Consider the following 22,543-nt stretch of genomic DNA (forward strand, 5'->3'; position numbering starts at 1 on the left):
TATCTTTTATCCAATCCAAAGGAGATGAAACAGGATGAGCGAAACCAAAGAAACCGTACTGGAGCAGGAAGAGCAGATTGTCGAAGCCGGGGTGCACAATTTTAGCAAAGAGGAAGAGTGGATCAAACCGGAGGACCCGTTGCTGAATGAGCGGTTGGAGTGGTTCAAAGACCAGAAGCTGGGGCTGATGATGCACTGGGGGCCGTATTCCCAGCTTGGTCTCGTGGAATCCTGGGCGCTGAGCGACGAGGATGGCGATTGGTCGCGCGATGACATCGACTGGACGGATGACATGGAAGATTTCAAACGGGAATATTTCGATCTGAACAAAACTTTCAATCCGATTCGCTTCCAGCCCGAGGAATGGGCACAGATGGCGGCAGATAACGGGTTCAAATACTTCCTGTTCACCACCAAACACCATGACGGTTTCTGCATGTGGGATACCAAGACGACGGATTACCGGATTACGGGTAAGGACACGCCTTTTCATACCCATAAGTATGCGGACATCTGTCGATCACTATTTGACGCTTTTCGGGCCAAAGGACTCGGCATCTCAGCGTATTTCTCCAAAGCGGACTGGCATACCCCGTATTACTGGGCACCGGGCATGGAGCGTGGACGTCATATGTGGCGCGGGCCTTCGTATGATCCCCATAAGTATCCGTGGCTGTGGGAGAAATTCGTGGAGTTGACGCATGAGCAGATCATGGAACTGCTGACGAATTACGGGCGAATCGAATGTCTGTGGCTGGATGCTGGATGGGTGCGCGAAGGTCGCCATGGTCAGGATATCAGGCTGGGAGAAGTCGTGGAACGGGCGCGTCAGACCACACAACCTTGGCTTCTGTCCGCAGATCGCACCGTGGGTGGGCCGTATGAGAATATCGTTACCCCCGAGCAGACCATACCGGAACATCCGATGAACATTCCATGGGAAAGCTGTATTACCGTGGGCAACTCCTTTGCTTTTGGTTTCGATGATCAGTATAAAACGGGAAGACAGCTGGCACATATTCTGCTCGAAGTCGTGTCCAAGGGTGGTAACCTGGCGCTGAATGTAGGACCGCAACCCGATGGGCGTCTGCCAAAAGGGGCAATTCGAGGCATCAAGGGCCTCGGTGAATGGTTGGGTACTCATGGAGAAGGCGTCTATGGAACCCGGATCTGCGGGCCATATTTTACGAAAGATTGGGCTTTCACACAGAAAGAAGAGATCAACACCGTATATGCCTTCCGTATATACCGAAATGAGAATGAGACCGTACAACCACAGTTGGTCATTCCTTATCTGGAAAAGGTAGAGCGTATCGAACTCATCGGTAGCGATGACGTACTTTCGTATCAGCATACGGAAGACGGACTTCTCGTGGAACTGCCACAATCCGCTACAACCATTGAAGCGCCGATCACACATACGTTCAGGCTGGTCACAAGCGCATAGAATGCCATGTCAATTCCGGGGGAGATATAACCACCTCCGGGATTTTTTTATTCATACATAAGGGACACAGTTCCCAATAGAAACGGCTCGCAATCGCTTGTCACACAAGGGTTTGTGGAATAAAGAGAAGTCGGAGAAAATTGCAAATTGATAAAAGTTTACCGTGCGATGTACTATCAAATCAAGAAAGCGCTACCTGATATGAATGTTTACATCATTTGTGTTTAACAAGGAAACGAGAACAGAAAAAAGGATGTTTAAGGGATGTAAATGTAATGTATTATTACACTTGAGGTGTAGAAGGAGTGACGCAAATGAGTCGAGCTACGGAAAGCATACCCGCCAAGATGGAACTCCAGCAGAGGAAACATGTGGAGCCCAAGCGGCAGCATCCATTCATCAAAAGCCTCAAGAAACACTGGGAGCTCTACCTGCTCGTGCTGCCCCCGGTGTTGTATCTGTTGATCTTCAAGTACATCCCTATGGTGGGTGTCCAGATCGCCTTCAAGGACTTCAGTGTGGTCAAAGGAATCTGGGGAAGCCCGTGGGTCGGATTCAAACACTTTGAGGCCTTCTTCCAATCTCCAAACTTCTGGCTGTTAATCAAAAACACGATAGGCATCAGCTTTTATTCCTTAATTGCGGGTTTCCCTATTCCGATCCTGCTGGCCCTGGCGCTGAATGAGATTCGAACGGGTTACTTCAAGAAGACCGTACAGATGGTCACCTACGCTCCGCATTTTATCTCAACGGTTGTTATGGTATCCATTATCATTCTGATGCTCTCCCCACATGTGGGCGTGGTAGACAAGCTGTTCACACTGCTCGGCTTCCCGATGACCAATTTCATGGGCATCCCGGAATACTTCAAATCGATCTATGTCTGGTCAGGTGTGTGGCAGGGCATGGGATATTCATCAATAATATATATCGCAGCTCTTGCTGGCGTTGATCCATCTCTCTATGAAGCAGCAAAGATGGACGGCGCATCAAGGCTTCGGAAAATATGGCACATCGACCTCCCATCGCTCGTTCCAGTCACCGTTATCATGCTGATTCTGAGTCTGGGCAGCATTATGGGCGTGGGCTTTGAGAAAATATACCTGATGCAGAATCCACTCAACACAAGCGCTTCGGAGGTCATCTCCACGTATGTGTACAAGGTGGGTCTGATCGGAGCGAATTTCAGCTTCTCCTCGGCAGTAGGGTTCTTCAACTCCATTATCAACCTGATCCTGCTGGTTATCGTCAACGGCATATCTCGCAAAGTATCCCAGAACAGCTTGTGGTAAAGGAGGAGCTTATCCATGTTCAACCTGATTAATCGTAACCGGATCAAGGACCCGCTCGGTGACCGCATTTTCATGACACTTAACTACATCTTTCTGTTCGCCATACTGCTAACGGTGTTTTATCCGCTCTTGTATATCATCAGTTCTTCGTTTAGCTCTTCACGAGCCGTGACATCCGGTCAGGTGTGGCTGTTCCCGGTAGACTTTAACATCAAGGCATACATCTCCATTTTCAAAAGCCAACAGCTTATGCTCGGTTTCTATAACACGATCATCTACACCGTGGTGGGTACGTTCATTAACGTGGTGCTGACCGTCATGCTGGCGTATCCTTTGTCACGAAAATCGTTTTATGGACGAGGAGCCATCATTATTTTCATGATGATCACGATGTTCTTTGATGGTGGTCTGATTCCCACCTACCTCCTGATGAAGGACTTACACCTGCTGGATACACGTTGGGCGATGTGGTTGCCCGGGGCGCTCGCGGTGTTCCAGGTCATCGTGGCAAGGACGTTCTTCCAGTCTTCCATCCCGGAAGAGCTTGGAGAGGCCGCAGAAATGGATGGTTGCCGGGATATCCGGTATCTGATCAGCGTGGTTCTTCCCTTATCAAAGCCCATTCTGGCGGTCATGACACTCATGTATGCCGTAGGTCACTGGAATGCGTACTTTGATGCACTGATCTATCTGCGTTCCGAGAAGTTGTTCCCTCTGCAATACGTGCTTCGCAATCTGCTCATCCTGAACGCGGCTGATCCGGCGATGCTTGCCAATACCAGCCAACAGATGCGGGACCAAGGGTTCGAGCAGGTGTTGAAATATGCACTGATCGTTGTCGCGAGTATTCCAATTCTGATCATGTATCCATTTGTACAGAAGCATTTTGTTAAAGGGGTCATGGTGGGTTCCCTCAAAGGTTAATCCTTGTGAGTTAAGCCCGGTTGCCTCTTGAAAGGAGGTGGAAGGAACACGCCGGCTTCCGGGGTCGATTTTATATACGTGCATGCAGTACAAGTCAATAATTTGCCGTTATAAACAAAAAGGAGGAGTCAGATTGAGAAAATCTTGGATTTCGATGTTGTTTCTGGTCTTTGCTTCGATGGCTTTGTTGTCCGCATGCAGTTCATCCGAGGAATCGGGTGGAAGTAGCGACGGTAGCGGGGAGAGCGGCGGTCCTGTAACCATGACCCTCTTTGCTCCGCAAGGCAAAGCTTCCATGGAAGAGAATGAATTTACCCAATTTATCGAAGACAAGTTCGACGTTACCCTAAAATGGGATCTGGCCCCAACGGACGCTTTGCAGGATCGCAGACAATTGCTGCTGGCCAGTGGTGATTATCCGGAAGTGTTTCTTCACGGCAAGTTCACCACCTCAGATCTTCAAACCTATGGAAAACAGGGCGTGTTCCTTCCGCTACAGGATCTGATTAAGGAGTATGGTCCGAACCTGACCAAGATTATGGAAGAGAAGCCATACTTCAAAGAAGCCATCACGGCACCGGATGGCAACATCTATGCTTTGCCAATCTTCAATGAATGTTACCACTGCACGTATGCACAGAAATACTGGATCAACACGGAGTGGCTCGATAATCTGGGTCTGAAAATGCCAACCACAACTGATGAACTGTATACCGTTCTAAAGGCGTTTAAGACACAAGATCCGAATGGTAACGGGAAAGCGGACGAGATTCCACTCACGGGCGCACCGAACAAGTATGTATGGAATGGCAACATTGATGCCTACCTGATGAATAGCTTTATATACAATGATAACGACAAATACCTGATCGTGAACGATGGCAAGGTGAGTTTTGCCGCCAATCAGGAAGGCTGGAAGAAAGGGCTGGAGTACATGAACAAGCTGTATGCAGATGGCCTGATTGATCCGGCTTCCTTCACGCAAAACGATCAGGCGATTGGACAGCTGGGGAACAAGGAAGGCGATGAAGTGGTCGGTTCCATTACGACGGCGCTGGTCAGTTATCTCGTGAATACCTATGACAAAGACATCACCCGTCACCAGCACTGGGAGATCGTTCCTCCATTGAAAGGACCCGATGGAGTGCAGACGACAGGCGCCACGCAGAGCGTAGGTGAGTTTGAGTTTGCCATCACCAACAAAGCGACAGAAGCACAGCAGATTGCCGCTATCAAAATTGTAGACTACATGTTCAGTGAAGAAGGTGCGCTGTACGCGGAGTATGGTCCAACTGAAGGCAAAGGCTGGAAGAAGGCAGATGCCGATGAGAAAAACATCAATGGCGAGCCGGCCAAATACAGCTACTACAACCTGCCTGAGCGTGATCCGAACGTTGTTGTGAACGAGAGCTGGTCACAGATCGGAGCGCATGACTTATCCAACACGTTCCGTAATCTGTTTGCGGAAGGACAGAATCCTCTAGAAGCAGAGGGTTATGGTACACGTCTGGCTCAAGCTACCAATGTGTATGAACCTTATGCCCCCAAAGAAGTATACCCTGCGAACGTATTTATTCGTCCAGAGGATACGGAATCAGCTGCACAACTGACTACGGCCATCAAGGATTATGTGCAGACAAATATGGCACAGTTCATTATTGGCAGCAAGAGCATTGATAAGGAATGGGATTCGTATGTCAAAGGCTTCGATGGTCTCGGACTGAGTAATTACCTTGAGATCTACCAGCGTGCCATTGAGAAGAATCAATAATTGAAGGATTCAATATAGAGGCTGTCCCGTCTGTCACCCGTGACCGGGACGGTCTTCTCCTATGACAACCCCACGTCATCCGATATAATGTACTGAATATTTATGGAAAATTAGCGATCAGCACAGATGTTTGTTTGTCGTCATTCAGCATGAACAGTAACGGTGGGGGGATCTCGGAGATGAACAACAATTGGTTTAGGCGTTTGCTGTTATCGTATCTGCCTGTTTTCTTTATTGTGACGACCATTCTATTCTTTATTTTCTTTCAAGTATTCAATGAACAGAACCGTAGAGAAGCGCTCAAGGCCAATGAATTTTTGGCCTCACAGGTTACGCAATATCTGGACAACTCCCTGCGTTCCATCGACTTCAAGGTACTGCGTGAGATTTTGACCAACCCTAACTTGAAGAATTATTTCTCGGTATCTGGCAGCGATGATGTGTATGCCGGCATTCAGGCGGTCCAGGTGGTTGATGAATTGAAAATAGAGTATCCGCTGATCGATTCAATTTATCTCGTTCGTTATGGTGATGGCACGGTCTTCAGTAACGGGAAGGCTGTTCCGATTGAAGAGTTCCCGGATGCAGACTTTATTGCAGATAGCCGGACAAGGGATGAACAAAAGTGGGCAGGGGCACGAGCGTTCCGGGCTTTCCCTTCACAAGCGACGGAGCAGGTGATTACGATTGTGCGAAGTGTAGGGAACGGCAAAGGACTTGTAGTCACAAACGTGGACCTGAGTACCCTGAGGAAATCCATCATGCAGATGTATGATCCGGAATTTACGTTTGTGAACATCTTCAACCGTTCAGGCGGCAATCTGTGGGATAGCAGCATGCCAGGAGGGGTTGCAGCTTCTACTAAAACCACGTCGGGAGAAGTTTTCTCCGAATTCACGTCGAGTTATAGCGGTTGGAAGGTGCAGACAGGTCTCAATAATGGAAAAATCGTCAAATGGACTCTGCAATTTTATAATATCTGGTTTGCCTTTGCTGTAGTGGTTGTGTTGATCGGGGTGGTGTGGGTGATCTACGTGACCCGTAGAAATTACAAGCCGATTCAGCAGATTGTAACGTTAATTCAGACCGTCTCTTCGCAGAAGCAATCGGGGCTCAATTATGGCAAGGAGAATGAGTTCCGATTCATCCATACAACGCTGGAACGCATGATTGATCAGACGAGACAATATCAGGAGGAGCATGAAGAGAATCTGATTTTGCAGAAAAAAATGTTCTTCCAGGAGTTGCTGGAGGGCACACGAGACTTTACGAGCACGGAGCTGACAGCGGAGATGAAGAAGTTCAAACTGCCTGAGCTGGAGCATCGTTGGGCCGTCATGGTAGTTGAAATGGATCGGTATGATGCATTTGTGACGGAGTATCATGATCAGGACCAATCCCTCCTGAAATTTGTGTTATCCAGTATTCTGCAGGAGAGTGCACGTCATGAAGGAACGGAAGTATGGGCTGAATGGATCTCCGATCAGCGTCTGTACGCCATCCTCTGGATTCCGGACATGGAACAGGCCGAGGAGACTGAGCATCGATTGCTTGCTGGTTATCTGGACAGAATCGATCAGTATCTGAACTTCACCGTGACCATTGGTGTTGGTCGGGTTGCTGTCGATATTCGGGGGCTGAAAGCTTCATTGAAAGAAGCTGTGCACGCGCTGGAGTACAAGGCTGTACTGGGGATAAATCGTATCATTCCGTGTAGCGATGTGCCGAATTCGACCAATGATGTGTATGAGTTCCTGAAGACCATCTCCCTGCTGGTACAGGCGATGCGTTTATCGGACGATGTGTGGGAAAAGCATTTTGAAAGACTGTTTGAACAAATCAGTGAGTCCGTCCTGTCCCGTCAGGAGATTATGAATACGATCCAATTGTTATTTCAACATTACAATCGGGAATTTGCCGAACTTCCACGGGAGTATCAGGATTCGTGGGCCGTTATATTCACCCCGCTTCTCCCAAGGCTTGAGGGCTGGGAGACGTTAGATGACCTGCGTGAGCTGTGCTGGGAAGGGTTCAGAGAATTGGCGCTGCAGATGCAGACGCTGCATTGTTCCCGAAAACACAGATCACATATTCTGGAGATTCGCAAATACATCGAAGAGCATTACAACAATCCTGATCTGTCGCTGAACTACCTTAGTGATCTATTCGATATTAATCCGAAGTATCTGAGCAAGCTTTTCAAGGATGAGATTGGGGAGAAGTTTGTGGATCTGCTCATTAGTCATCGCATCGAAAAAGCCAAGCTGCTCATGCAGGAGACCGATAAGGCCATTCAGGAGATCAGTGAAGAAGTGGGATATACGAACTATAATTCCTTCAACCGGGCTTTCAAGAACGTGGTGGGTGTGGCACCAAGTGACTACCGCAAAGCCATGTGAGTGCATGCGCCTAACTAATTCCGAACGCATAAGGAGAATGTGCATATGGACTATAAAGATGCTTCGCTTCCCATTCAGGAACGGGTTCAGGATCTAATCGGACGGATGACAACGGCAGAGAAGATTGGACAACTCATCCAGCCGATGGGCTGGAAGACGTATGATAAAGCAGCTGATGGTACAGTACGGGTGACGGAAGAGTTCAAAGCGGACATGGAACAGGGCGGTGTCGGTTCTCTGTATGGTGTGCTTCGGGCCGATCCATGGACTGAAGTGACGCTGGAAACGGGGCTTACTCCACGGCAGGGAGCCGTTGCCACAAATGTCATTCAGCAGTATGCCATGGAGCATTCTCGGCTAGGCATTCCCATCTTGTTCGGAGAAGAATGTTCCCACGGGCATATGGCGATTGGGGCGACAGTATTTCCGGTACCGTTAACCGTGGGCAGCACGTGGAATATGGAGTTATACCGCAAGATGTGTGAAGCCATCGCTGTGGAGACCCGGAGTCAGGGGGGAGCGGCAACGTATTCCCCGGTGCTGGATGTCGTACGTGACCCGAGATGGGGACGGACCGAGGAATGTTTTGCCGAAGATCCATACCTAATCGGTGAATTTGCAGTGGAAGCCATGAAGGGACTACAAGGTGAGCGTCTCGATTCCAACCGGACGATTGTGGCGACACTTAAGCATTTTGCGGCTTATGGCAGTTCAGAGGGTGGGCGTAATGCAGCACCTGTGCATATGGGCTTACGTGAATTGCATGAAATAGATCTGTTGCCGTTCAAAAAAGCAGTGGAAGCCGGAGCTTGCTCCGTCATGACCGCTTATAACGAGATTGATGGTGTACCTTGTACGTCCAGTACGTATCTGTTGAATGACCTTCTGCGTGAGCAGTGGGGGTTTGATGGATTCGTGATTACTGATTTTGGCGCCATTCAGATGCTGGTCCATGGACATAACACCGCTGAGAACGGGGAGCAGGCCGTAGCACAGTCCCTTCAGGCAGGTGTAGACATGGAAATGTCCGGGTACATGTACCGCAAACATCTTGGTCAGGCGCTTGAGCAGGGATTAATCGTAGAGCAGGATCTGGACTTGGCTGTGTGGCGGGTGCTGGAGATGAAATTCAGACTTGGGCTATTTGAACAGCCTTTCGTAGATCCAGAGTTTGCCGAACAAGTCATCGGATGTGAAGACCATATTCAGTTGGCAAGGGAAGTCGCACAAGAGGGAATTATTTTACTGAAAAATGAAGGGGCTACCCTCCCACTCGGCAAAACAGGTACGAAGCTAGCTGTCATTGGTCCGAACGCGAACCATATCTATAACCAACTTGGAGACTATACCTCGCCACAGCCGAGAGAACAGATCGTTACCGTACTGGATGGCATTACGCGCAATCTTGGCGCGGATTCGGGTCAGGTGCTGTACGCACCTGGTTGCCGGATTAAAGGCGATTCCAAAGAAGGTTTTGCACAAGCGCTCGCCTGTGCGGAACAGGCCGATGTCATCGTGATGGTGATGGGCGGGTCCAGCGCCCGCGATTTTGGTGAAGGTACCATAGACTTGCGGACAGGAGCGTCTGTGGTAACGGATGATCCATGGAACGACATGGAGTGTGGCGAGGGCATTGACCGGGCTTCCCTGAATCTCATGGGTGTTCAATTGGAGCTGGTGCAGGAGCTATATAAGCTGGGAAAACCCGTTATCGTGGTCTATATCAACGGCCGTCCCATTGCTGAACCTTGGATTGATGAGCATGTCCATGCGATTGTGGAAGCGTGGTACCCCGGGCAGGAAGGTGGTAACGCGATTGCGGATATTCTGTTCGGTGATGTGAATCCATCTGGCCGTCTTACCGTCTCCATTCCCAAGCATGTTGGGCAACTTCCGGTCTATTATCATGCCAAACGCACTCGTGGCAAGCGGTATCTGGAGATGGATCTTGCGCCGCAGTATCCGTTCGGATATGGACTGAGTTATACCGAATTCAAATACGAGAACGTAAGGGTTATACCGGATGTGATTGGGCCAGAAGATGAGGCACAGGTGATGGTTGAAGTCACAAATACCGGAGCGGTTGCGGGAAGTGAGGTTGTGCAGTTGTACATCGCGGATGTGTCGGCTTCGGTTACGCGGGCTGAAATGTCACTTAAGGGTTTTCGTAAAATCCATCTGGAGCCAGGACAGACTCATACCGTTACGTTCCCTGTGCAAAAAGAACACCTCGCACTCATCGACTCTCGTCTCCAGTCTGTCGTGGAACCGGGTGAATTCAGGCTCATGGTTGGCCGCAATTCGGCTGACTGGACCGCTTGTAGTCTGCATATCCAGAAGGTGGGGGTAGAGGTATGATTCGAATTCAGCGATTCATTGAAGATATGAACCGATCGCAGTGGCTGGATACGATCGAGCTTACGGCGTGGGAGATGCAGAAGGCCAGATACATTCGACCAGGGGAATACGAGTACGAGCAGGTATATGAAAATAAAGATGAGCAGTCTCACAAGGCAGTGCAAAACTTGAATCCGCTGAACAGCGTACACGGAACGACGTATTTTCTGAGCAAACGTATGGAGATTCCGGAGGAATGGCAAGATCAGGCTATTGGTCTGATCTTCGAGGCCGGAGGAGAAGGGCTGTTGAAGGTGAATGGCATGCCTTATCATGGATTGGATCGGAATCACTGGTTCGTACCCCTTCCGAGGAGTCGTGTTGGTAATACGCCGCAGTTGGAGATTGAACTCTATGATCCGATTCCAGAGCCGCATGACCCACTCAACCGACAAGCTGTTATTCAGCCGCCTATTCAGGGCATTCGGGCAGCATTGGTTCATGTTAATCAGCCACTGCAGAGCCTGATGTACAGCGTGACGGTACTCGCTGAGTCGCTCCGGGCATATAACGAGAAGGAGCCCAAGCGGATGGCTCTTATCCAGGCCATTCATCAGGTGATGGATGACATGTACAATGACCCGGAACGCTGGAGTGATGCAGCTTGGATACAGAACTTCGAATATGCATTAGCACAGTCGGTACAGCAGGAAGACCCGGAGGAATATCGAAGTGGCTTCATGCATCTGGTTGGACAATCCCACATTGATATTGCCTGGCTGTGGCCTGTACGTGAGACGGTTCGCAAGTCCAGTCGCACGTTTTCGACCATGTGTACCTTGATGGACACGTACCCGGATTTTGTGTATTCCCAGAGCCAGCCGCAGTTGTATGCCTTCGTGAAGGACCATTACCCGGAGTTGTATGAGCGAGTAAAAGCACGCATTGCTGAAGGACGCTGGGAGCTGGTCGGAGGCATGTGGGTGGAGCCGGATCTGAATATTCCGAGTGGTGAGTCGTTGGTTCGGCAAATTCTGTATGGACAGAACTTCTACCAGGCGGAGTTTGGCAAACGCTCCAACATCGAGTGGTTGCCCGACACCTTTGGCTACTGCGCTTCCTTACCGCAGATGCTGAAGCTTGCGGATATTCCTTATTTTATGACCACCAAGCTGAATTGGAATGACACCAATGCGTTTCCGTATGACCTCTTCAATTGGGTAGGCATAGATGGTACTTCGGTGCTGGCGTATCTGAACCATGGAGTGAATGAGCATACGCGGCCCAAAGATGTGGATGAACACTGGCAATCGTATAAACAGAGGGATGTGCATCCTGAGCAGATGTTGCTCTACGGACATGGTGATGGCGGTGGCGGTGTGACGAATGAGATGGTGGAGTTTGCAGAGCGATCCCACTTGATGGTGGGACAGCCAATCAGCAAATTCAGCACAGCAGGGGCTTTTTTTGAAGACATATCATTAAATAATCCGACGTTGCCAAAGTGGCACGGGGACTTGTACCTGGAGCTGCATCGAGGAACCTATACGACCCATGCAAGGAACAAACGTAGCAACCGTAAGGCAGAGGTATTGTACCGGGAAGCGGAGATCTGGGGGCAATTTGCCGGAGCTTGCGCCGCACACACGAAGAATGATCTGGATGAAGGCTGGAAGCTGATCATGCTCAACCAATTCCATGACATTATTCCGGGAACGTCGATTCCAGAAGTTTACGTAACGTCCACCGAGGAATACACGAAGGTATTTGCATTAGGTACATCCGCACTGCGGGAAACGCTGGATACCCTTGCGGAGAACATTACAACAGATGAGGTGGATGGTCTTCCCTACATTATATTCAACAGCCTTGGCTGGGAACGCGGAGAGAATATCACCATTACAGGCGATGCCCACCTCGCCGGGGTGGCTGCATTCGATCGTCAAGGGAACCGTCTGGCCTGTGATCTTGAGCAAAAGGAAGACAAGTACACGCTGCTCGTGTATGTTCCATCGATTCCTGCTTTTGGGTATACAACCATATGGCTGCGCGAGGCATCGGATGTTATCCTTCCAGTAAGGGAAGAAGAATCTTTCCCTTCCACATGGGAAACCGAATTTTACACTCTTGAGTTCAATGACTTGGGAGAGATCACGAGGTGGTATGACAAAACGGCAAGACGCGACTGGCTGAAGCCCGGTGATCGGGCGAATGAGTGGCAGTTTTTCCATGACAAACCGACGTACTGGGATGCTTGGGATATCGATCCGCGGTTTGAATCCCAGCGCGCAGGTGCGGTGCAGTTGATCTCCAGAGAGATTGTACAGCACGGGGCTACGCGAGATGTACTGCGTTTGGTCTGGAAGCTGAATCAATCCGAGATCAGCCAGGATATCATTTTGCATCGTTACCAGCGGCGTGTTGATTTCCATACAAAAGTGAAGTGGAATGAAAGTCATAAGCTGCTCAAGGTAGCATTTCCGGTGGATCTGGTGGCAGCCAAAGCAGCCTATGAAATCCCGTTTGGAGCGTTGGAGCGTCCAACCCATAACAACACCAGTTGGGAGCAGGCGCAGTTTGAGGTCTGTGGACATCGCTGGGCGGATATCTCGGAGGGCAACAGCGGTGTGAGTTTGCTGAATGATTGCAAGTACGGATACGACATCAAGGATCGGACGATCCGCCTGTCCCTGCTTCGTGCCCCGAAATGGCCGGATGAACATGCCGATCAAGGCCATCATGAATTCACGTATTCGATCCTGCCCCACCAGGGCGATTGGCGACAAGCTGCCGTCGTTCGCCGGGCGATGGAGCTGAATCATCCGGTGGAGGTTGTGACAGCGAGTCCATCTTCGGGTCACTTGCCATCTGAACACGCTTGGATGGAGTTTCGCAGTGAGCATGTCATTCTGGATGTAATCAAGCCCGCAGAAGACGGCTCGGGAACGGTGCTGCGTTTCTACGAATCATCAGGAGGTCGGGAAACAGTACAAGTTGAGTGGGCTGAAAAGGAAATTAAGGCGTCCATCATTAATCTGCTGGAGGATGAGATCCATCCGTTGGCTTGTCCAAACGGCACATTCGAGCTGACATTTAAACCCTATGAAATTAAGTCGGTGAAACTTGTTCCAATGAATCCAAATACGTAATCTTCAGGAGGTATGACATGAAATTAACGAATAAGATCGGTGTCATCGTGGATAGCTTTGGCGTAGGTGTACGGGAAGGGTTGAACAAGGCCAAAGACGTAGGTGCAGAAGGTGTGCAAATCTATGCCGTCAAGGGAGAGATGGACCCTGAAAATTTGTCGCCTGCGGCGCGCAAAGAGCTGAAGAGTTACATCAATTCGTTGGGTCTCGACATTTCAGCCCTGGTTGGCGATCTGGGCGGACACGGGTTTCAGGTCAAGGAAGATAATCCGTGGAAAGTAGAAAAGTCGAAGCGGATCGTGGATCTGGCCCTCGATCTGGGCACCAACATTGTCACAACACATATCGGTATTGTTCCACATGATCCTTCATCGGAAGTTTATGCTACGCTGCATGCTGCTTGTGAGGAACTGGGCCAATACGCCAAAAGCGTTGGCGCATACTTTGCCATTGAGACAGGACCGGAAACGGCTGCTGACTTAAAAGGATTCTTGGATACGTTGTCCACCAACGGAGTATCGGTGAATTTTGACCCGGCGAATATGGTGATGGTGACCGGAGATGATCCGGCGCGGGGCGTTCATCTGCTCAAGGATTACATCGTACATACCCATGTGAAGGATGGTGTGCGACTGAAGGAAGTTGACCCACGAGACGTATACGGAGCGGTCGGTTATGCGCCTATGGATCACGAAAAGATTGCCGAGATGGTCTCGTCCGGAACGTTCTTCCGTGAGGTGCCACTGGGCGAAGGTGGCGTTGATTTTGACGGATACTTTGCAGCGCTTCAGGAGATTGGCTACACCGGTTATCTGACGATTGAACGTGAAGTAGGCCATCAGCCGGAGCAGGATATTCGCAAGGCTGTTCAATTTATCCAACAATATCGATAGGGAGCTGAGCAGATGAAAGTGGGCCTGAGCACGTATAGTTTGTTGAACGATTTGAATTCGGGTGAGATGACGGTGCTGGATGTGATCGACTGGATTGCGGCGAACGGCGGCGAGCATATGGAGATGGTACCTTACGGTTATACCGTGGAGGATAATCACGATCTGGCGGATGCGATTCGGGAGCGGGCGGCGACTGCGGGTATTGAACTGTCCAACTACTCGATGCCAGCGAATTTTGTGCAGGAGACGGAAGAGGCTTTTGCAGAAGAGATGGCTCGGGTCAAAAGGCATGTGGATGTCGTACACCGAATGGGTGTAAAACATATGCGGCATGACGTCACGGCGTTTACCCTGCCAAAGGAGAAGATGACCATCACCTGGTTCGAGGAACATCTGCCGCTGATGGTGAAGGGAAGCCAGATCATTGCGGACTATGCCGCGCAGTTTGGCATCACCACAACCATTGAAAATCACGGCTTCAGCGTGCAGGCGAGTGATCGGGTGCAGCGTGTTCTGCATGCTGTAGATCGTCCGAACTTCAAAACAACACTCGATATTGGCAACTTCATGTGCGTGGATGAGAATCCGATCATCGGTGTCATGAAAAATCTGCCGTACGCTTCTCTGGTTCACTTCAAAGATTTCTACTTCCGTCCTTATGATGAGCATCCGGGTGAGGGTGAATGGTTCACGACAGCCTACGGTAACTTCCTGCGAGGGGCCATCGTTGGACAAGGTGACATTCCAATTCGTAAAATTGTAAAGTTGATCAAAGACTCCGGCTATGATGGCAACATTACGGTGGAGTTCGAAGGCATGGAGGAATGCAAATCCGCATCCAAGATCGCCATGGACAACCTGCGCCGCTTCTGGGAAGAGGCGTAACGAAGCATAAAGAGGGAATGGATCAAGGGCCACTTTTCGAAGTGGCTCTTATTGTTGATCATCAGGATTCTGGACTGCCCATCGATCCAGGATCATTTCGATGTAACGCATGGTATCCGTTGTCATACCATATACACGAGCTGACTGATCATCCTCTGGGTTGATATAATCCCAATATTTTTCTGCCAATTCTGCATTCCCGTGAAAAGTCCTTTCAGCATAATCAGAGATTCGGATGGCCAGTAACCGTGAGGCTTCGGAATCCGGAGGTTCCATCTTGCATGTATGAATATCTTTAAGAATATCAGCCCATTCCATGGATAATGAATTGTTCTGATTATTCAGAGGTAACGATTCCATTTCTTCAGGTGTAAAAACATCTTGACGGAACCTGCCCGGAGGTTGATCCAGTTCACGGATGAAACCCAACATCTCATCCAGACTGATTGTACCGGAGGCTCTGATGGCATATAGGGTTGAAAAAAGAAGATGCTCGACCTTGCTTAATCTCTCCTGCTGTTCCTTGACAACGGCCAGTTGTTGTTCCAACGTATTATTCCATAAAGTGAGGGTGCTCTCTGGTTCGGAACGAGCAGCATCCTGATCGAGGAATTCTCCAATCTCATTCAATTTAAAATGCATTTTCTTCAGAATGGTAATCTGCTGAAGCCGTAAAATATCCTTTTCACCATATAAGCGATACTGATTGTTCTCATTACGGGCCGGTCGCAGTAAACCCAGCTTCTCATAATAATGCAGTGTTCGGATGGATACTCCGGTATGTTTGGATAGTTGTCCAACGGTATACAACAGGCAGATCCCTCCCTCATGATTTATGTATTCTCCACCAGCGCCATGCATTGAGCACCGCCAGAATGATCGCACCGACAAAGATTATCATCATATACAAAATAAATATTTCGGCTGACCCGTTATCTTGCGCGGTATAGTTTAACAATGCCGGTCTATCACCTGGCATAACAACGAATCTGGCTACTTCCAGGTAAGCGATATGAAATCCGATGGAGGCCCATAAAGATCCGGTCAAACTGCGCAGAAGCTGTAACGTAATACCATAGGTCAAGAGCAGGATCATATAATCCAAGGTTATCCGGTTTCCGGCATCCATACCGACGAGTTCTTGTGATAGGCTGACACTCATCGGAACCAGCAGAAAGAGTATGATTTGAGTTAAATAAGCGAAAAACACAGGAAGTCGCAGTCTGAAGCGTAATCCATCATAGACCATGCCTCGCATGGATAGTTCCTCTGGCAAAGCTTCATACAAGAAAGCAATACAACTATTAAGTACGACAGCAAGGAAAAACTCGGCTGAGAAGTGCCACTCCGTAATCGTAATCCAGTTGTTCATACTGGCTATCGCTAACCCGATGAAGGCCAGAGAAGTGGCAAATAATGCGCCAGAGAGCAAGTGAATTATGCTTTTTCCTGTCAGAGGAAGAAGAACGGACTTCATATGGAAGTGTCTTCGAATGACGAATAGTACGGGCAAGACGATACTAATAATGACAACAGCTTGGGTGAGATGAACCATCCAATCAGCAGCACCAATAGTGCTGACAAACTTCCCTGCGAGTGTAGCAAAAAACAGACCCAATGTCATCGTTAACCAACTCATTCCAATAATAGCTATTCCACTGCTACGTCGTTTCTTGGTTACATGTTCAGGTGACATACTCATGCTAATCCCCTCCTGAAGCCAGTATAAACCCTCGAGTTAACGTCAGGGTCAAGCAGGAAATATGCCTATCAGAATATGGTTCTGCGCAAGGATTAAGTTACGAGTAGCACAAGTGTGGTATACTGGATATATTCAGCCTGATAATAACTGGCTATGGATAGGAGATGTCACTGATCTATGCAGGTATTCGAGGACTGGAATCAGAAAGTAAAGAAGACGTTTAATGCTACGAACCCAGAGGTAGTGTTGACGGTATCGGAAGCTGGAAGTTTGCTTGGTTTGACCAAAGACCAGATGAAACTGTACGTGGACAAGAACAAACTAACGAAGGTCCCGATCATGAGAAGTGTTCACCGATACCTCTTATTGAAAAGTGAAATAGATAACATCGTTCAAGCTCGATAACTTCATAGGATTGAACACAACCATTTTACCGACAGGATTCGGGAGAGTGGTCTTTTTTTTATCGGAAAGGGGACAGAACGTGCTGAAAAAAGTGTCAAATTGGTTCTATCAGCGGGTGAATTGGAAATGGGTTGCAGCTGCGGTTGTTGTATTTGCTTGTTTTATTGCATTCATTCTGCCCTGGCAGGCGGCAAAGTCGGAGGAGGCCACAGGTGGTGGGCAGTCCCCGGATTCCTCTTTTCTGTACACTGCAAATGATCTTTATCAGATGGCTGAGCAGTATGGTGAAGCAGGGCGGAGCGCCTATATTCAGGCACGATTCACATTTGACCTCATATGGCCCTTGGCCTATCTGTTGCTATTGGTTGTTCTGTTATCCGTACTCTATCGCTCGCTTCCGGTAAAGAGTCGCTGGCGTTGGGTGAATCTGATTCCGGTCTTAGGTTGGGTTATGGACATGCTTGAAAATATAGGTGCGTCCCTGATCATGTCTCGTTATCCTGAACGTACGCCTGTGCTTGCTGAGCTCACTCCGATATTTACCCTGTTGAAATGGTGTCTGATCTATGCCAGTTTTGCAGCACTGGTTCCGGGTGTTCTGATCGCTGTTCTCTACTATATACGCAGGCGCAAGAAGTAGTGCGAGAGGGATGGATTAAGAATATGTTGGTAACCCTAATCGTGTAAAGGTCCGCAGAGATGAGTGTAGAAATATACGCTTGTCAAAGGACAACCTGTTCATATATACTCATGTCGCAAGTGGCGTGAATCGTATAATTACAAGAGCCCAAGGAGATGAAGAACGCATGTCGATCAGCTTGAATGTGTATCTGGTAACAGACGGTAATGGACGTGAAGCGGTAGAATTCTATCAAAAGGCATTTGGAGCCGAAGTGCTCGCGCTTCAAACATTTGGCGACGGTCCATCTGACCCGAATCACCCCATCCCGCCCGAAGCGAAAGACCGTATTATGCATGCTTCTTTGCAGATTGGCAGCTCGGTATTAATGTTGTCCGATACATTTCCAGGCATGCCGTACACTGTAGGTAATCATGTTACGGTTACGGTGAATACGGATACGGCGGATGAGGCCAAAGCAATTTTCAACCAACTGCAAGATGGCGGCGAAGTGAAAATGCCGATACAAGAGACGTTCTGGAGTCCAGCCTACGGCTCGGTTGTCGACAAATTTGGTGTACAGTTTCAAATTAGCGCTACGCCAGGACAAGCTTAAGAGCGTACTGTGCGTTAATATAACCTTCAAATGGAAAAAACCTCCGCGGTCTGCTTTGAGCAGTTGTGGAGGTTTTTTTGCTTTTTTTGTAATGACTCGTGATTAATTTTCCTTGATTAGCCTTCCTTTTGAATCTTGGAAGGGTTGTTGATTTTATAAGGAACCGGGTTACGTGTCAGCTTCTTCTTGATAATTTTTGCTTCAAACGTAATGACATCTCCCACTTCCAGTTCTTGTTTCTTAACGGTGGCACTGTGGCTCGACCAGGCTTCCCCAACATCGATGACGTCTGGCTCTGTAATGGTAACTGCTTCATAGATAATGACCTCATCGTCATTGTCCGAGAAGTGATTTGGTACAGTGGTGAACTCTTTGACAACGGCACTCATCTTCACTTTACCTTCGGGCAGATCAATCTTAACGGTCTTGGCTTTGCTTGCTGTTTTGGCTTTAGGTTTGGCTTCACTGGCTGCCCCGGTTTGAGGTCCAACATACTCTTCTACGAGCCCATCCGGATCACCCTTCAACCCAGAGGAGAATTCATCTGTGTCCGTGTCGTACGAATCATCCTGATCCGCCGGAATTTCATCCGGGTTAACCAGGGCACCGGGAGTTGGCGTAACATCAGCAGCGACTGGTGCGACTGTATCCGAAGTTGTCGATTCTGTGCTTTGATCTGATCCGGCTGTGCTTATACTTCTGGCATTGTAGCTGGACGCTTGCATTTCTTTCAGATACGACGGGTGAATACAATGCTTTTGTCCATTATCCAGTTGAATAACGGCTGCCATGTGATCCACATATCCAATGATGGTGCACGGCATGTTTAATCCGTTTCCTTTATAATAGAACGTTTTGAGTTTGGTTGCTTTACCTGAAAGCAAGCCCCACTCCTGACATTTCTCAATCAGTTCATCTTCGTTATCCAGCGCAATAAAATCCTGCGGTTCAATCATAAACGCGTATGTCATATGGAATTTCCGCCCTTCCAATCCATTCTTCATGTTCATCGTTTCCAAATTACAACCAGTGTATCACAAATGAGCATTTTGCATAAATCCAAACGCTAAAATCTGTATTCGGAGATGAAGATTCTCAAAGCCTGCTCACAGAGGCCTGTGCTATAATTTGATCAGAATATAAGGGTAGAAGTTGTTACTCTATAATTTTGAACTAAAGATTATTTACACAGACACTACGATGACAGAACAACCTTCCAACCGCTGTTATCCCAAGATTTTTTCGATTCCCTTTTTCTAAAGAAAAATCCGGTGATAAACGCGAACGCTTCGCTTTCTCAGGTTTTTTCTGTCCTCTCCGTTATCGTTTAAATGGTTAGTTCAATTTATATAGCCTTGATATACATATATCAGGAAGGGAAGATTCGTATGGGTAAAAAAGTAAATCATCAAGCCGTATGGCTTGCTATAGGTGTTGCCATGGGAGTCAGCATTGGTACGGCTACACAACAACTTGGACTTGGCATTGCTTTTGGTTTGGCGCTTGGCATTGTGATTGGTTCGGTGGTTAGCAAACGTGCAGGGTCAGACTCGGAACATATGCTCAGCGAACATGTCCGTGAATTGCATAAACCAGATGACTGGGAAGAAGCGCTTCATCGCTCGCAGGATCATCCGGTGCTTATCCTGAAACACAGCACAACTTGTCCGACCAGTGCGAGAGCGTACAGAGAGTTTATGGCGTTTGTAGGCACCAATGCATCGGATCCCAAACAACCTATGGACTACCGCATCGTCAAAGTGATTGAAAATCGCTCGTTGTCCCGCTACATTGCGGAAGAGACAGAGGTTCATCATGAGTCACCACAGGTGCTTCTGCTCGATCAGGGGCAAGTTGTCAAACATACCTCCCATGGCAAAATCACGAAGAAAAGATTATTGCAGTGGGCACAGAATCCATTTGGATAAATAGTACACCTTATAGACCCGTTCTTTTCAGCCCAGAGCTGAGGAGATTGGGTCTTTTTTACGCTTTTTTTACACCTTTGGAGGCATTTCTTTACCTCTTTTTTACAGCGTTTCGTATTACGATTTTACATGTAGCAGGTGCAGAGAACGGTAGAGAGAGGGAGGAAGGGCGCATGGTGAATGATGCCACGATGATTGGATTGGTTGTGCTGTTGTTTGCGGTGTTTTGGGGATTCTTGAAATTCTGCGAAAAGGCTTGAGGGTAGAGAGGGGGAGTGGAATGATTGTCATCGGCATGATTGTACTCGCACTGGTGATTTATCTCGGTTATGTGCTGGTGAAGCCAGAAAAATTCTGATGCTGACGATGTACGTAATGTTGAACAAGGGAATGTCGAATAGGGAGGAAATGCGGATATGGGTATCGGTGTAGTGCAAGTAGCGGTGACGCTACTAATCATCCTGCTGCTGGTGAAACCGGTGGGAAAATATATAGTGAACGTTTTCGATGGACAGCGAACGGGGCTGGATCGGATTTTTGGTGGGCCGGAGCGACTGCTCTTTCGATTGATGGGAGTACGCGAGAACGAATCCATGGGGTGGAAAAAGTACCTCACGGCCGTTCTCCTCTCCAACTTTGTAATGTTGGTATTGATGTTTCTGGTGCTGCGACTGCAAAAATATTTACCACTCAATCCGGATGGCATCGGCAATATGCCAGTGGCGCAGGCATTTAATACGGCCGTTTCGTTCATGACCAACACGAACTGGCAGTCGTATACGGGCGAGAACGCCCTGTCGTACCTGTCACAGATGCTGGCAGTGACGTTCCCGATGTTTACGTCGGCAGCGACGGGATTTGCAGTGGCTATTGCGTTTATTCGCGGGCTGGTAGGCCGCCGGGATGAACTGGGAAACTTTTACGTCGACCTTGTACGGTCGATTACACGTATTTTTTTACCGCTGAGTTTCATCGTGGCCCTGTTCCTCGTGTTCCAAGGTGTGCCTCAGACACTCGCGGGAGCGGTGAACGCAACCACGCTGGAAGGTGCGCAGCAGACCATCTCACGTGGACTGGTCGCCTCGCTGGAATCGATCAAACACATTGGCACCAACGGTGGTGGCTGGTTTGGAACCAATGCTGCACATCCATTTGAGAATCCGACGGCCCTGAGCAATCTGGTGCATATCGTCTGTATGATGCTGTTACCGACTGCACTGGTCTACGCCTTCGGCTTGATGGTCAATAACCGGAAGCAGGGTTGGGCATTGTTCGCAGCGATGAGTTTTCTTTTCCTTGTGATGTTGACCACCGTATTTGTCTCCGAATATCGCGGTGTACCCGCGTTGGATGCAGCAGGTCTGCAGGGCAATATGGAGGGGAAAGAGGTCAGGTTTGGCATACCCGAATCGGCTTTATTCACGGCAGTTACGACAGCGGCTACTACAGGTTCGGTCAACAATATGCATGAATCGCTCACTCCACTTGGAGGCATGGTATCACTGGCTCAGATGATGCTTAATAACGTGTTTGGTGGCAAAGGGGTAGGGCTGATCAACGGACTGTTGTATGTTATTCTGGCTGTGTTTATCTGTGGCTTGATGGTGGGCCGAACACCTGAGTTCCTGGGCAAAAAAATCGAGGGCAAAGAAGTGAAGCTCGCATCCATTGCCTTGCTCATTCATCCTTTGATTATTCTGGCGCCAACGGCAATCGCACTTATGCGGCCCGAAGCTATTGCGTCCATCTCGAACGGGGGCATGCATGGCCTGACTGAAGTTCTCTATGCTTTTGCCTCGGGTGCAGCCAATAATGGATCGGCCTTTGCCGGACTGAATGCCAATACAGACTTTTACAACATCGCGATTGGTATCGTTATGCTGCTGGGAAGGTACGTTTCGATGATCGCCATGTTGGCTATTGCGGGTTCACTCGCTACAAAACGGGTTGTACCGGTAACCACGGGAACATTGCGGACACACACACCTCTCTTTGCTGGGATTCTGGTCATGATGATCGTTGTTGTCGGCGCACTCACATTCTTCCCGTCGCTTGCCCTTGGACCGATCGCAGAACACTTGGCAATGATTCAATGAGGGAAATGACAGGGGAGCAACAGAGGAATTGGTATAAGGACGTAACGTACGGAGGTGGCTGTGCATGATGAATGCAGTCG

At 48.8% G+C, this 22,543-nt stretch carries 18 protein-coding genes; 15 read left to right on the top strand and 3 right to left on the bottom strand.

What is annotated here, in order from left to right; translation table 11 throughout:
• Positions 1–34: 34 nt before the first annotated feature.
• From BLS69_RS29090 to BLS69_RS29130, 9 genes are all read left to right on the top strand, one after another.
• Entirely contained in the window at positions 35–1,447 is a 1,413-nt protein-coding gene (locus BLS69_RS29090) for an alpha-L-fucosidase (protein WP_091038692.1), read from the top strand.
• 314 nt (positions 1,448–1,761) lie between these two features.
• Positions 1,762–2,739 carry an ABC transporter permease gene (locus tag BLS69_RS29095; RefSeq protein ID WP_074093076.1) on the top strand — a complete coding sequence of 326 codons (978 nt, stop codon included), beginning with the start codon at positions 1,762–1,764 and terminating at the stop codon, positions 2,737–2,739.
• Between the two features lie 15 nt (positions 2,740–2,754).
• Positions 2,755–3,663 carry a carbohydrate ABC transporter permease gene (locus BLS69_RS29100; protein WP_082763028.1) on the top strand — a complete coding sequence of 303 codons (909 nt, stop codon included), beginning with the start codon at positions 2,755–2,757 and terminating at the stop codon, positions 3,661–3,663.
• A 133-nt stretch (positions 3,664–3,796) separates the two neighbouring features.
• The gene (locus BLS69_RS29105; protein WP_083679689.1) at positions 3,797–5,434 is read left to right on the top strand and encodes a type 2 periplasmic-binding domain-containing protein; all 1,638 of its coding nucleotides are present in this window, start codon (positions 3,797–3,799) and stop codon (positions 5,432–5,434) included.
• 179 nt (positions 5,435–5,613) lie between these two features.
• Entirely contained in the window at positions 5,614–7,833 is a 2,220-nt protein-coding gene (locus BLS69_RS29110) for a helix-turn-helix domain-containing protein (protein WP_176873145.1), read from the top strand.
• A gap of 45 nt (positions 7,834–7,878) precedes the next feature.
• On the top strand, positions 7,879–10,191 hold the full coding sequence (locus BLS69_RS29115) for a glycoside hydrolase family 3 N-terminal domain-containing protein (RefSeq protein WP_091038696.1): 2,313 nt from the start codon (positions 7,879–7,881) through the stop codon (positions 10,189–10,191).
• The gene (locus BLS69_RS29120; RefSeq protein WP_091038697.1) at positions 10,188–13,319 is read left to right on the top strand and encodes an alpha-mannosidase; all 3,132 of its coding nucleotides are present in this window, start codon (positions 10,188–10,190) and stop codon (positions 13,317–13,319) included. The genes BLS69_RS29115 and BLS69_RS29120 overlap by 4 nt, the downstream gene beginning before the upstream one ends.
• Positions 13,320–13,336: 17 nt before the next feature.
• Positions 13,337–14,212 carry a sugar phosphate isomerase/epimerase family protein gene (locus tag BLS69_RS29125; RefSeq protein ID WP_091038699.1) on the top strand — a complete coding sequence of 292 codons (876 nt, stop codon included), beginning with the start codon at positions 13,337–13,339 and terminating at the stop codon, positions 14,210–14,212.
• Between the two features lie 12 nt (positions 14,213–14,224).
• Entirely contained in the window at positions 14,225–15,097 is an 873-nt protein-coding gene (locus tag BLS69_RS29130; protein ID WP_091038701.1) for a sugar phosphate isomerase/epimerase family protein, read from the top strand.
• Positions 15,098–15,145: 48 nt separating this feature from the next.
• Here BLS69_RS29130 and BLS69_RS29135 read toward each other — a convergent pair whose 3' ends face one another.
• Together BLS69_RS29135 and BLS69_RS29140 are read right to left on the bottom strand one after the other, a co-directional pair.
• A complete protein-coding gene (locus tag BLS69_RS29135) occupies positions 15,146–15,907 on the bottom strand; it encodes a MerR family transcriptional regulator (RefSeq protein ID WP_091038703.1) in 762 nt (253 codons plus the stop codon).
• 16 nt (positions 15,908–15,923) lie between these two features.
• Positions 15,924–16,799 carry a CPBP family glutamic-type intramembrane protease gene (locus tag BLS69_RS29140; protein ID WP_091038705.1) on the bottom strand — a complete coding sequence of 292 codons (876 nt, stop codon included), beginning with the start codon at positions 16,797–16,799 and terminating at the stop codon, positions 15,924–15,926.
• 177 nt (positions 16,800–16,976) lie between these two features.
• On the opposite strand from BLS69_RS29140, the gene BLS69_RS29145 reads away from it, so the two are divergent.
• The 3 genes from BLS69_RS29145 (at position 16,977) to BLS69_RS29155 (ending at position 18,439) form a co-directional block, all read left to right on the top strand.
• On the top strand, positions 16,977–17,204 hold the full coding sequence (locus BLS69_RS29145) for a hypothetical protein (protein ID WP_062837704.1): 228 nt from the start codon (positions 16,977–16,979) through the stop codon (positions 17,202–17,204).
• A 79-nt stretch (positions 17,205–17,283) separates the two neighbouring features.
• Positions 17,284–17,844, top strand: a complete 561-nt coding sequence (locus tag BLS69_RS29150; RefSeq protein WP_091038706.1) for a hypothetical protein — start codon at positions 17,284–17,286, stop codon at positions 17,842–17,844.
• A gap of 166 nt (positions 17,845–18,010) precedes the next feature.
• Positions 18,011–18,439 (top strand): VOC family protein, encoded by a 429-nt coding sequence (locus tag BLS69_RS29155; protein ID WP_091038708.1) that lies wholly within the window; start codon positions 18,011–18,013, stop codon positions 18,437–18,439.
• A gap of 116 nt (positions 18,440–18,555) precedes the next feature.
• Here BLS69_RS29155 and BLS69_RS29160 read toward each other — a convergent pair whose 3' ends face one another.
• Positions 18,556–19,410, bottom strand: a complete 855-nt coding sequence (locus tag BLS69_RS29160; RefSeq protein WP_091038758.1) for a hypothetical protein — start codon at positions 19,408–19,410, stop codon at positions 18,556–18,558.
• A 417-nt stretch (positions 19,411–19,827) separates the two neighbouring features.
• On the opposite strand from BLS69_RS29160, the gene ytxJ reads away from it, so the two are divergent.
• The 3 genes from ytxJ to kdpA all read left to right on the top strand — a co-directional run bounded on the left by ytxJ (position 19,828) and on the right by kdpA (position 22,463).
• Complete coding sequence (gene ytxJ, locus BLS69_RS29165) at positions 19,828–20,367, top strand: bacillithiol system redox-active protein YtxJ (RefSeq protein WP_256332447.1); 540 nt, start codon at positions 19,828–19,830, stop codon at positions 20,365–20,367.
• Positions 20,368–20,662: 295 nt separating this feature from the next.
• Positions 20,663–20,725, top strand: a complete 63-nt coding sequence (locus tag BLS69_RS33050; RefSeq protein WP_353884092.1) for a potassium-transporting ATPase subunit F — start codon at positions 20,663–20,665, stop codon at positions 20,723–20,725.
• Positions 20,726–20,783: 58 nt separating this feature from the next.
• Entirely contained in the window at positions 20,784–22,463 is a 1,680-nt protein-coding gene (gene kdpA / locus BLS69_RS29180; RefSeq protein WP_371129109.1) for a potassium-transporting ATPase subunit KdpA, read from the top strand.
• Positions 22,464–22,543 lie beyond the last annotated feature (80 nt).

The sequence above is a fragment of the Paenibacillus sp. CF095 genome (assembly GCF_900101225.1).
In the GTDB taxonomy this organism is placed as follows: domain Bacteria; phylum Bacillota; class Bacilli; order Paenibacillales; family Paenibacillaceae; genus Paenibacillus.

What these genes read in the sequence shown, in the direction of transcription:
- BLS69_RS29095 (WP_074093076.1), top strand. Translation starts at nt 1,762, where the DNA reads ATGAGTCGAGCTACGGAAAGCATACCCGCCAAGATGGAACTCCAGCAG.
- BLS69_RS29160 (WP_091038758.1), bottom strand. Translation starts at nt 19,410, where the DNA reads ATGACATACGCGTTTATGATTGAACCGCAGGATTTTATTGCGCTGGAT.
- BLS69_RS29115 (WP_091038696.1), top strand. Translation starts at nt 7,879, where the DNA reads ATGGACTATAAAGATGCTTCGCTTCCCATTCAGGAACGGGTTCAGGAT.
- BLS69_RS29145 (WP_062837704.1), top strand. Translation starts at nt 16,977, where the DNA reads ATGCAGGTATTCGAGGACTGGAATCAGAAAGTAAAGAAGACGTTTAAT.
- BLS69_RS29125 (WP_091038699.1), top strand. Translation starts at nt 13,337, where the DNA reads ATGAAATTAACGAATAAGATCGGTGTCATCGTGGATAGCTTTGGCGTA.
- BLS69_RS29110 (WP_176873145.1), top strand. Translation starts at nt 5,614, where the DNA reads ATGAACAACAATTGGTTTAGGCGTTTGCTGTTATCGTATCTGCCTGTT.
- BLS69_RS29100 (WP_082763028.1), top strand. Translation starts at nt 2,755, where the DNA reads ATGTTCAACCTGATTAATCGTAACCGGATCAAGGACCCGCTCGGTGAC.
- BLS69_RS29120 (WP_091038697.1), top strand. Translation starts at nt 10,188, where the DNA reads ATGATTCGAATTCAGCGATTCATTGAAGATATGAACCGATCGCAGTGG.
- BLS69_RS29140 (WP_091038705.1), bottom strand. Translation starts at nt 16,799, where the DNA reads ATGAGTATGTCACCTGAACATGTAACCAAGAAACGACGTAGCAGTGGA.
- ytxJ (WP_256332447.1), top strand. Translation starts at nt 19,828, where the DNA reads ATGGGTAAAAAAGTAAATCATCAAGCCGTATGGCTTGCTATAGGTGTT.
- BLS69_RS29130 (WP_091038701.1), top strand. Translation starts at nt 14,225, where the DNA reads ATGAAAGTGGGCCTGAGCACGTATAGTTTGTTGAACGATTTGAATTCG.
- kdpA (WP_371129109.1), top strand. Translation starts at nt 20,784, where the DNA reads ATGGGTATCGGTGTAGTGCAAGTAGCGGTGACGCTACTAATCATCCTG.
- BLS69_RS29090 (WP_091038692.1), top strand. Translation starts at nt 35, where the DNA reads ATGAGCGAAACCAAAGAAACCGTACTGGAGCAGGAAGAGCAGATTGTC.
- BLS69_RS29155 (WP_091038708.1), top strand. Translation starts at nt 18,011, where the DNA reads ATGTCGATCAGCTTGAATGTGTATCTGGTAACAGACGGTAATGGACGT.